Here is a 2,994-nt window from a genome sequence, read left to right on the forward strand (position 1 = left end):
CTTTAATACAAATAGTGTCATAGTAAGAAGAAAGCAGTTTTCCGAGTGGGTACGCTTCCCGGAAGGTAGAACAAATCGGTCAGGAGATATTTATCTCTGGGTTTTATTGGTGACAAAAAGTAAAAATTTTTATTGGTGTAGCGACGTAGGCTCATATACCCACAAGGATGTCGTTGGTGTATCAAAAACCTCGGTGCCCGAAGAAACTATATTTATTGATATGGTAGAAGAGCTACGCTCAGAGCTCGGGGATGATGAGTTAAAGTTGCTTATAAAGTATAGTAATATGTTAATTAAATCAGCATTAATAGAAAAGAAAAGAATGCTTAAGAAGAGAAGTTGTAATATTTTTAAATGTTTTTTCTTCAGAGAAGAACCAATTTACAGCTTAAAGTGGTTACTGATCATATCGTTGCCTCGCAGAGTGATCCTCACGCTCGATAAGATAAAAGGTCAAGTAAATCTTGTAATTCGCGCAATTCTCAGTATGAAAAAAGCATGAAGGTCTTCTCCATGCTTAGGCTAGCGATTTAATGGCTAAGTTGTCACTTAAGGCTGAAAACCGTGCGTTATGCCCTATTTATTAATTAAAATAAGTGAAAGAAAAGGATCAATTCGTTGATCGTTTTCAGTACGATTTAATGGTCTCCTAACGTTTAGGAGATTAAAAATGACAGAAAATAAAAGTCCATTTATGCATTTTTTTCCATTATAGACATTCGCCAAGAAGGTAAAGTTGAACATACGTTATCAGGTATTATTTTGATAACGATTTGTGCGGTGTTGTCTGGTCATGATACCTGGAAAGGCATTAGTGATTATGGACGTAAGTAACGTGATTTTTTATTACGTTTTGGCTTCTCAGGTAAAACATCACCATCGGCAGATACGATTGCAAGAGTGATGGGAACCATCAGTACAAAAGCATTACAAAAAGCCTTCATAGAATGGATGAAATCGTGTCATGAATTAACGGATGGTGAAGTAGTTGCCATTGATGGAAAAACACTGAGGGGTTCATATAACCGAGCAACAGACGAAGCTGCGATTCATATGGTTAATGCGTTCGCAACCGCAAATGGTGTATGCCTCGGACAGTCAAAAGTAAATAGTAAAACCAATGAGATTACTGAAATACCTAAGTTGCTGGAATTGCTTGATATTTCTGGGTGTTTGATTACTATAGATGCCATGGGTTGTCAGCGAAAAATCGCACAGAAAATCATTAATAAAAATGCCGACTATTTGCTCGCTGTTAAAGGAAACCAAGGCAAGTTAGACAAAGCGTTTGATAATTATTACCGGCCTTCAATGCTTCAACACTTTGATGGTGACAGCTACTCATCACAAGAGAAATCGCATGGACGTTTAGAAACACGATGTGCACTTATCAATACCGATTTAAGTGTATTAGGTGATTTAGCTTATGACTGGCCTGAACTAAAAACGATGGGCATCATGGTGAGTCTTCGACAAGAAGGTAAACACGCCGACGAATCCGATATTTATGTGCGCTATTATATAAGTTCAAAAGCACTGACAGCGAAAGAGCTTCATGATGCCACTCGCTCGCATTGGTTAATTGAATCAATGCAGTGGCAACTCGATTTTGGGTTAAAGAAGATACCTTCCGAATTAGGGTGGATGATCGAGCGGAAGTTTTTTCACGAATAAGGAAAATGGTTTTAAATTTATTAAAGCAATAAAAGAGTTTCAAAGCCGGCATTCAACGTAAGCGAATGATGTGTGCGATGGACCAAGAGTACTTGGCGACCGTGTTGGAAGCCTTTCGTGACGGGGATGTTCATCAGGGCAACCGCGCGAGTAGATTATTTGTAAACGGACATCACTCTCTTTGTTAACTCGCTAAGAGTTGAGCTGCATAAGCCCAGGTTTATGCGGTCAAGAAACAAACAGGGATAAAAGAAAAGCAGCTTAAAACAACCATATCGTGGTTAATGGTTTGTGAGAATTTACATTAATTCAACTCATGCGCTCGCCCTGGGATGTTCATGCGTTTTCCGTGATTTATGCCGCTTTCTAGTATTTTGTGTTGATTAGAAGCTAAGGTTAACCTTTTGATTAGTATTATTTCTTTTTTAGTTCTTCTCGTTTGCCTAAGTTTTTGGTGGCGAGAATCTYTGCACTGGGTTTTTTTATACCTAGCTGGCTCATTGATTTTCATTATTCTTGTTATCTTAGAAGATTTATCTCTGGCAGGTCGTCTACTCGAGGATCAACACTTTTTTGCAATTAATGCTTTGCAAGTTTGTAGCGGTGGATTGAATGATATATCATTTGACTTAAGGTATTCTTTATATAGTTTTTTTATATCTAGTTCAACATTTTTATGTGACTACATATCAGTCGCTTTCTGGGGGAAGTTGAGCTTTTCGTTTCTGTGGGCTGGAGTGTTAGCTTCGATTTCACACTACTCTTACTATAAACACTCGAGTTTTTTTTGGAATCGTATTTCTCTTTTTTCATTAGTGCTTATAGGATGGTTTTTTTCAAGTTTTTTGCTTAGGGATGGATTGACGGCAGTATCTCTTCTGATTATTTTTTTACCTTTTATAGTTGATGCTAGTTTTTCAAGAAAAATGATTTTACCATTCCTGGGGGGAGTGGTGTTAACTTTGACTAGACCTCACTTACTTTTAATGTTGGTGTTTTCTATAATGGTTTACTTTACTATTAAACCATTTAGGAAAAGCGTTCATAATATAAGAGCTTTTGCAGTGTTATTCGCTGTTTTTTTGGTTGGTTTATTTTTTTTTCCGCTCCCGGAATTTCTTGGAGACCTTTTAGCAAGCTATTTAATACCACAGGGAACATCAGCGACAAGTAATTCTTCTCTAAACCCTCAACAAGTAAAAGACGTTCTTTCAGGTGGTGGGCTAGATGCTGCGCACTATTTATTTAATCAGATAATTACACGTTTCCCTTCGGTTTTCTATGAGCCAAACCCCCTACGTAGCGTACTTTGGATAATAT

At 37.5% G+C, this 2,994-nt stretch carries 2 protein-coding genes and 1 pseudogene; all 3 read left to right on the forward strand.

Going from position 1 to position 2,994, the window contains the following annotated elements; all coding sequences use genetic code 11:
• A partial coding sequence (locus tag BZG14_RS15790) for a hypothetical protein (RefSeq protein ID WP_206744422.1) occupies window positions 1-502 on the forward strand: 502 nt, incomplete at its 5' end.
• 168 nt (window positions 503-670) lie between these two features.
• Window positions 671-1,781: pseudogene (locus BZG14_RS14970) on the forward strand (ISAs1 family transposase); the annotation flags it as partial.
• Window positions 1,782-2,078: 297 nt separating this feature from the next.
• On the forward strand, window positions 2,079-2,994 hold a 916-nt coding region (locus tag BZG14_RS15535), incomplete at its 3' end, for a hypothetical protein (RefSeq protein ID WP_131825202.1).

The organism is Salinivibrio sp. IB282 (assembly GCF_001995685.1).
GTDB lineage: Bacteria > Pseudomonadota > Gammaproteobacteria > Enterobacterales > Vibrionaceae > Salinivibrio > Salinivibrio kushneri.